The organism is Microbacterium sp. B19 (assembly GCF_000333395.1).
Lineage (GTDB): Bacteria > Actinomycetota > Actinomycetes > Actinomycetales > Microbacteriaceae > Microbacterium.
In genome coordinates this window covers 1-6,746 of record NZ_BADA01000194.1, presented here as the reverse complement: position 1 = coordinate 6,746, position 6,746 = coordinate 1, and the positions used below count along the sequence as shown (strand labels likewise).

Annotated in this window: 6 protein-coding genes and 1 pseudogene; 2 read left to right on the top strand and 5 right to left on the bottom strand. The window is 71.2% G+C overall.

Going from position 1 to position 6,746, the window contains the following annotated elements:
• The 4 genes and pseudogenes from I5G_RS07190 to I5G_RS07175 all read right to left on the bottom strand — a co-directional run.
• A pseudogene (locus tag I5G_RS07190) lies at positions 1 to 935 on the bottom strand (hypothetical protein); the annotation flags it as partial.
• A gap of 325 nt (positions 936 to 1,260) precedes the next feature.
• Entirely contained in the window at positions 1,261 to 2,640 is a 1,380-nt protein-coding gene (gene purB / locus I5G_RS07185; RefSeq protein ID WP_022878451.1) for an adenylosuccinate lyase, read from the bottom strand.
• Between the two features lie 27 nt (positions 2,641 to 2,667).
• Positions 2,668 to 3,174: a low molecular weight protein-tyrosine-phosphatase gene (locus tag I5G_RS07180; RefSeq protein ID WP_022878450.1), complete on the bottom strand. Its 507-nt coding sequence runs from the start codon at positions 3,172 to 3,174 to the stop codon at positions 2,668 to 2,670.
• A 34-nt stretch (positions 3,175 to 3,208) separates the two neighbouring features.
• On the bottom strand, positions 3,209 to 3,613 hold the full coding sequence (locus tag I5G_RS07175) for a phage holin family protein (RefSeq protein WP_022878449.1): 405 nt from the start codon (positions 3,611 to 3,613) through the stop codon (positions 3,209 to 3,211).
• Between the two features lie 59 nt (positions 3,614 to 3,672).
• Here I5G_RS07175 and I5G_RS07170 point away from each other — a divergent pair, with 59 nt between their 5' ends.
• Together I5G_RS07170 and I5G_RS07165 are read left to right on the top strand one after the other, a co-directional pair.
• Positions 3,673 to 4,749, top strand: coding sequence for a histidinol-phosphate transaminase (locus I5G_RS07170; protein ID WP_022878448.1), 1,077 nt, complete (start codon positions 3,673 to 3,675; stop codon positions 4,747 to 4,749).
• An 8-nt stretch (positions 4,750 to 4,757) separates the two neighbouring features.
• A complete protein-coding gene (locus tag I5G_RS07165; protein WP_022878447.1) occupies positions 4,758 to 6,212 on the top strand; it encodes a glycoside hydrolase family 43 protein in 1,455 nt (484 codons plus the stop codon).
• Between the two features lie 17 nt (positions 6,213 to 6,229).
• Here the strand turns inward: I5G_RS07165 and I5G_RS26715 are convergent.
• Positions 6,230 to 6,746, bottom strand: a 517-nt coding sequence (locus I5G_RS26715) for a cell wall metabolism sensor histidine kinase WalK (protein ID WP_036326896.1), incomplete at its 5' end; no start/stop codon positions are given.

Genomic DNA, 6,746 nt, shown 5'->3' with positions numbered 1-6,746 from the left:
GCCGTCTCCAGACTGATTCCGTCGAGGGTGTCGCGATCGGTCGTGTGGGTGACGTTCGTGAACGAGTCGTCGAGCTCGGCGACGTACAGCGAGTAGTTCTCCTCCGACGAGTAGGAGATGTAGGCCTTGCCGTCATCGTCCTGGAACAGGGTCATGTCGCGCGCCTGGCCGGGCACGGCCCAGGGCGTGCAGGCCTGGTAGTCAGTGCGGTTGGGCAGGCGGAAGGCGCCGGTCATGCGGAACGGGCCGGCCGGCGAATCCGAGACGGCCACGGCCGCCATCGAACGCGCGTACGTGCTGCCGCCGGGCTCGGTGCGACCGTCGGCGTGCCACCACATGACCCACTGCCCGGTCTTGTCGTTGTGCAGCACCTTGGGGCGTTCGAAGATCGCGGTGTAGTCCGCCGACCGCTGCGAGTTCAGGTGGTACGCGAGGGCGTCGATTTTGTCGGTACGGGGCTGACCGTTGTCGTCGACGGTGTCGTACAGGTTCTCGAAGTACGGCGTCAGCAGATCGTCACGGGTCGTGATGCTGCGGAGCGCGTCGCCGAGGTTGGTCCAGTTCATGGCGTCCGTCGATCGGTAGACCGCGACCCCGGGACTGTTCCAGTAGCCGTTCGTGCGGTCTTCGCCGTACCAGTAGTAGACGGTCTGCCCGTTCTCCTGGGTCGTGACGATCTGCCCGCCGTGCGCCTGGATGTGGCGCCCGTCGGTGTCGTACCACTTCGGCTGGAAGTAGTCGGCGGCGCCGAGCCCGGGGTCGGCAAGGGGCTCGAAGGACGTGTACGTGACCGGGGGATCGACCCGCGGCACCCCGTCGTCCGGGTCGGTGTCGAGGGCGACGGCGGAGAGGGGGGATGCCAGCGCTCCGGCCAGCACGGCGACCGTGGCTGCCGCGAGGAGTCGGCGGGGGGAGAGGGCGCGTCGATGCGTCATCGCGTCGGTTCCGTTCCGCGTCGCGACGTCGCGACGCTTCGGCGACTCACGTCGCGGGGGGATGTTGACGTCAACACCGTAGGGCGCGAGACGCCCGCGCGTCCACTGTTCGATCACATGCCGTTTCCGGAATGCAGCAGAGGGGGCGGCATCCACCCGCTCGCCGCGGCTCCCTGCCGCCGTGCCGGGCTGCTCCGTCGTGCGGATTCCGTGGCGGACACGCCGACCGGGGATGCCGCCTGTCCGTGTGTCGCGGCCGTTCTCCGCGGGGCGGTACAGCCGCACCTGCCGCGCGGGGCGGAGCGCCGGCGGGAACCGGCCGGCCTTACAGCGCGTCGACCACCCGCGACGCGAGCCCGGCGTACGTGGCCGGAGTCAGGGCGAGGAGGCGTTCCTTCGCGGCATCCCCGATGTCGAGGCCGCGGACGAACTCGGCGAGCTCCGCGCCGCCGACCCGGCGTCCGCGCGTGAGGTCCTTCAGCAGCGCGTACGGGTCGGTGATCTGCGACCGACCTGCGGCGATCTCGGCCCGCACGACGGTCTGGATCGCCTCGGCCAGCACCTCCCAGTTCGCGTCGAGGTCGGCGAGCAGCACGTCCTCCGCGAGCGAGATCTCGGTGAGGCCGCGCTGCAGGTTGTCGAGCGCGAGCAGCGAGTGGCCGAACGCGACGCCGATGTTGCGCTGCGTCGTGGAGTCGGTGAGGTCGCGCTGCAGGCGGCTCGTCACGAGAGTGGATGCCAGGGTGGCGAACAGTCCGCCGGCGATCTCGAGGTTCGCCTCGGCGTTCTCGAACCGGATCGGGTTGATCTTGTGCGGCATCGTCGACGAGCCGGTCGCGCCCGCGACGGGGATCTGCGTGAAGTATCCGAGCGAGATGTACGTCCAGATGTCGGTGGCGAGGTTGTGCAGGATGCCACCCGCGTGCCGTGCGCGGTCGTACAGCTCGACCTGCCAGTCGTGCGACTCGATCTGCGTCGTGACCGGGTTGAAACCGAGGCCCAGCGACTCGATGAACTCCCGCGTGAGCGCGGGCCAGTCGACGTCGGGCTCGGCGGCGACGTGCGCCGACCAGGTGCCGGTCGCGCCCGAGAACTTCGCGAGGTACTCGCCGGCATCCAGCTGACGGATGACGCGCTCGAGGCGCCACGCGAAGACGCCGATCTCCTTGCCCATGGTGGTGGGCGTCGCGGGCTGGCCGTGCGTGCGGGAGAGCATCGCGGCATCCCGGTGCTCGACGGCGAGCTCGGCGAGGGCGGCGGTGACCGCGCGGAGCTTCGGGATCCACACGCGCTGGACCGCTCGCTGCACGGTGAGGGCGTAGGCGGTGGAGTTGATGTCCTCGCTCGTGCACGCGAAGTGCGTGAGCTCGGCGAGGGCGGTGAGGCCGAGGCTGTCGAGCCGGTCGCGCACGAGGTACTCGACGGCCTTGACGTCGTGGCGGGTGACCGCCTCCTTCTCCTTGAGCCAGGCGATCTCGTCGGCGCCGAACTCCTCGTACAGCGCGCGGAGGCGCGCGCGGTCGGCGTCCGAGACGGGCGACGTGCCGAACAGCGAGCGGTCGGTGAGGGCCAGGAGCCACTCGACCTCGACCTCGACGCGGGCGCGGTTGAGGCCCGCCTCCGACAGGTAGTCGCCGATCTCCGAAACGGTGGCGAAGTAGCGTCCGTCGAGCGGGCTGAGGGGCTGCGGGGGCAGAGCGGACACGGGTCTCCCGGGGGTCGCGCGAAAAGGTCAGCCCGCGGAACGAATGGCGGGCTCGAGCTGCCGGAACAGGGCTCGGCTGGCGCGTTCGATCATACCGAGCACCTCGTCGAACATCGGGGGGCCGGCGTAGTAGGGGTCGGGGACGTCGAGGGTCTCGGCATCCGGAACGAAGGACTGCAGCAGCGCGATCTTGTCGGCGTCGTCCTCGTTGCGCGCCCATCCGCGCAGCACGCGCTCATGGCTGCGATCGAGCGCGATGACGAGATCGTTGTGCGTGAAGTCCGCGAACGTGAACTGGCGTGCGCGATGCGTGGCGCCGTCGTAGCCGAGACGTTCCAGGGCCGCGAGCGTGCGATGGTCGGCGCGCTCGCCGACGTGCCAATCGCCCGTGCCCGCCGACGTGGAGACCACGCGTGACCCCAGACCCGCGTCGACGGCGATACGGCGGAAGACCACGTCGGCCATCGGCGACCGGCAGATGTTGCCGCTGCAGACGAAGACGACGCGGAAGGGCGCGTCGGCACTCGCGGTCATCCCTCCATCATGGCCGGGACGGGCCGCGAGCGCATCAGCGGCGTGAGCGTTCGTCCCCGCGCGGGCGCAGGATGCCACCGAGTACGGCGTTGATGATCGCGATGAGGAGCGCCGCGACGACGGTGAGCCAGAACTCGCCGGTGCGCAGACCCCAATCCCAGTTCGACGTGATCACGGCCGTCAGCCACAGCAGGAAGCCGTTGATGACGAGCGAGATGAGTCCGAGCGTGAGGATGTAGAGCGGGATGGCGACGATCTTCACGATCGTGCCGACGATGGTGTTGACCAGGGCGAAGATCAGCCCGACCAGCAGCAGCGTGAGCAGCACCTGGAACCACTCGCCGGGGGCGAACGGGATGAGGGTCACCTGCAGGGCCGGCAGCAGGGTGACGATCCAGATGGCGAAGGCGTTGACGGCCACGCGGACGACGAAGCGCATGCCCCCATCGTGGCACGCGGCTCCGACACGCGCACGGGTCTCCTCGTTAGGCTCGTCCCGTGAGCGAAGAGCCGGTCCTCCCCCGTATCCGTCCCGAGATCGCCGCCCTGCCGGCCTACCGCCAGGGGCGTCAGGCCAGCCCGGACGCGTTCAAGCTGTCGAGCAACGAGAACCCGTTCGACCCGCTGCCCGGCGTCCTCGACGCGGTCCGCGCGTCGACGGCGATCAACCGATACCCGGATGCGACGGCCGCCCGGCTGCGCGAGCGCCTCGGTGCCCGCTACGGGGTGTCGGCGGATGACATCCACATCGGCGCCGGGAGCGTCTCGCTGCTCGCGCAGCTGCTTCTGGCCACGGCCGGTCCGGGTGACGAGGTCGTCTACGCGTGGCGGTCGTTCGAGGCGTACCCGTCGCTCGTGGCGGTGTCGGGGGCGACGAGCGTGCAGGTGCCGCTGACGGCGGACTCGCGTCATGACCTCCCCGCGATGGCAGCCGCGGTCACCGACCGCACGCGCCTCATCATCGTGTGCAGCCCGAACAATCCCACCGGACCGACCGTCGGCTTCGACGAGTTCACGGCCTTCGTCGACGCCGTTCCCGCCGACATCCTCATCGTGCTGGACGAGGCGTACGCCGAGTTCGTGACCGACCCGGATGCCGTCGAGGGCCACCGCGTCCGCGCGCTGCTCGCGCGCCCCAACATCGTGATGCTCCGCACGTTCTCGAAGGCCTACGGCCTCGCGGGCCTGCGCGTCGGCTACGCGATCGGCCACACGCGCGTGCTCGACGCCGCACGCAGCACCGCGATCCCGCTGTCCGTCACGGCCGCGGCCGAAGAGGCGGCGCTGGCGAGCCTGGATGCCGAGTCCGAGCTGCTGCACCGCGTCGCGGTCCTCGCCGCCCGGCGTGACGTCCTGGTGGCGCGCCTGCGCGAGACCGGGTGGGACGTCCCCGACGCCCAGGGCAACTTCGTGTGGCTGCCCGCCGGGGAGCGCGCGCTCGAGGTCGCCACGGCGTTCGAGGACGCGGGTCTCATCGTTCGCCCCTTCGCGGGTGACGGCGTGCGCATCTCGATCGGCGAGGAGGAGTCGATCGACCGCCTCGTCGAGATCGCCGCCTCCGTCGCCCCGCGCTGAGGCGCACCATGACTCGGGATGCCGCCAGGACCCCGGTCATCCCGGGTTTCTTCCCCGACCCGTCGGTGTGCCGCGTGGGGGACGGCTACTACCTCGTCAACTCGTCGTTCGAGTACGCGCCCGGCATCCCGATCCACCACAGTCGCGACCTCCGGACGTGGACGCAGCTCGGCAACGTCCTGACGCGGGAGAGCCAGTTCCCGCCCGGGGGATCGGCGGCGAGCCGCGGGATCTACGCGCCCACGATCCGCCACCGCGATGGCATGTTCTTCGTCGTCGGGACGAACGTCGAGCGCGGGGGAGAGCAGTTCGTCGTGACGGCGATCGACCCGGCGGGACCGTGGTCCGACCCGATCGTGTTCCCGGGCCTGGGCGGCATCGACCCCGACCTGGCGTGGGACGACGACGGCCGGTGCTTCCTCACGTACTGCGCGCTCGACGAGGCGCTGCGACCCGAGCACGGGTCGCTGCCCGTGATCGCGCAGGTGCGCGTGGACCTCGCCCGCGGGATCCGGCTCGAGGATCCGCGCGTGATCTGGCGCGGGACGGGCCTGGCGCACCCCGAGGGTCCGCACCTCTACCGGCGCGGGGAGTGGTGGTACCTGCTCACCGCCGAGGGCGGCACGGAACGCGGGCACGCGGTGTGCGTCGCGCGGTCGCGGGCGATCGACGGCCCGTTCGAGGCGGCGCCGGCGAACCCGATCTTCAGCCGCCGCAGCACCGGCTTCCCCGTGCAGAACACCGGGCACGCCGACCTCGTCGAGCGCCCCGACGGCTCCTGGGCGATGGTGTACCTCGGCGTACGTCCGCGGGGGTTCACGCCCGGGTTCCACGTCCTCGGACGCGAGACGTTCCTCGCCCGCGTCGCGTGGGTCGACGACTGGCCCGTGGTGCACACCGACGACGTTCTCCCCACCCGCCCTGATACGGCGTTCACCGACGACTTCGCGACCGCGGACCCGCACCCGCGGTGGGTGTCGCCCCACGGGGCGCTGCCCGGACCGCATCCTGCCGGTGGCCTGGCCCTGGGTTCGCACGAGTTCGCGGTCCGCGTCCGCGATCTGCGCTGGCGGTTCGAGGCGCGCGTCGACGTCTCCGCCGCCGTGGCCCTGCGGGTCCGGCTCGACGAGCAGCACTGGTACGAGATCGCCCTCGAGGCCGGCGCGGCCGAGGTGCGGGCGCGCATCGGTCCGCTCGAGGCATCCGTGGGTTCCGCTTCCGCGACCGGCGACGTCGTGACGCTCCTCGTCGAGGCGGTGGATGCCACTCACGACGGCCCCGACGACCTCCGGTTCGGAGTGCTCGACGCGGACAGCGAGCGGTGGATCGCGGCGCTCGACGGCCGCTACCTCTCGACCGAGGTCGCCGGCGGCTTCACCGGTCGCACCCTGGCGCTCCGCGCGCTCCGGCCGACGCCGGCCCGCGTCGTGAGCGTGCGCTACGTCCCGCTCGGCGACGAGTGACGCCGCCGTGCAGTGGGCTACGCGCCGCGACCATCCCGCTGAGGAGCACGCGCGGCCAGTGAGACCTCGAAGGCGGTTCCCTCCCCGGGAACGCTTGTGACCCGGATCGTGCCGTCATGTGCCGCAACCAGGGCCTGGACGATCGGCAGGCCGAGACCGGAACCGCCGGACGCGCTGCGCGCGGAGTCACCGCGCCAGAACCGTTCGAAGATGTGAGGCAGCGCCTCGCTGGGGATGCCCGGCCCCGAGTCGCGGACCCGCAGTGTGTGGCGAGCATCCCCGGCGACGACATCCACCTGGACGTCGCCGTCGGTGTGCTGCAGCGCGTTGCCCACCAGGTTCCGGACGACCTGGGCGAGCCGCGCCCCGTCGCCGAGCACGTTCGGCTCCCCCGTCACGACGATGTCGATCGAACGGGTCGGATGAACGATCCTCGCATCGGCGACGACGTCGCGGGCGAGCGTTCCGAGATAGGGCTCTTCGCTGAGGAGCGGACGCCCTGCGTCGCCGCAAAAGGGCAGGGCCAGTTCGTCG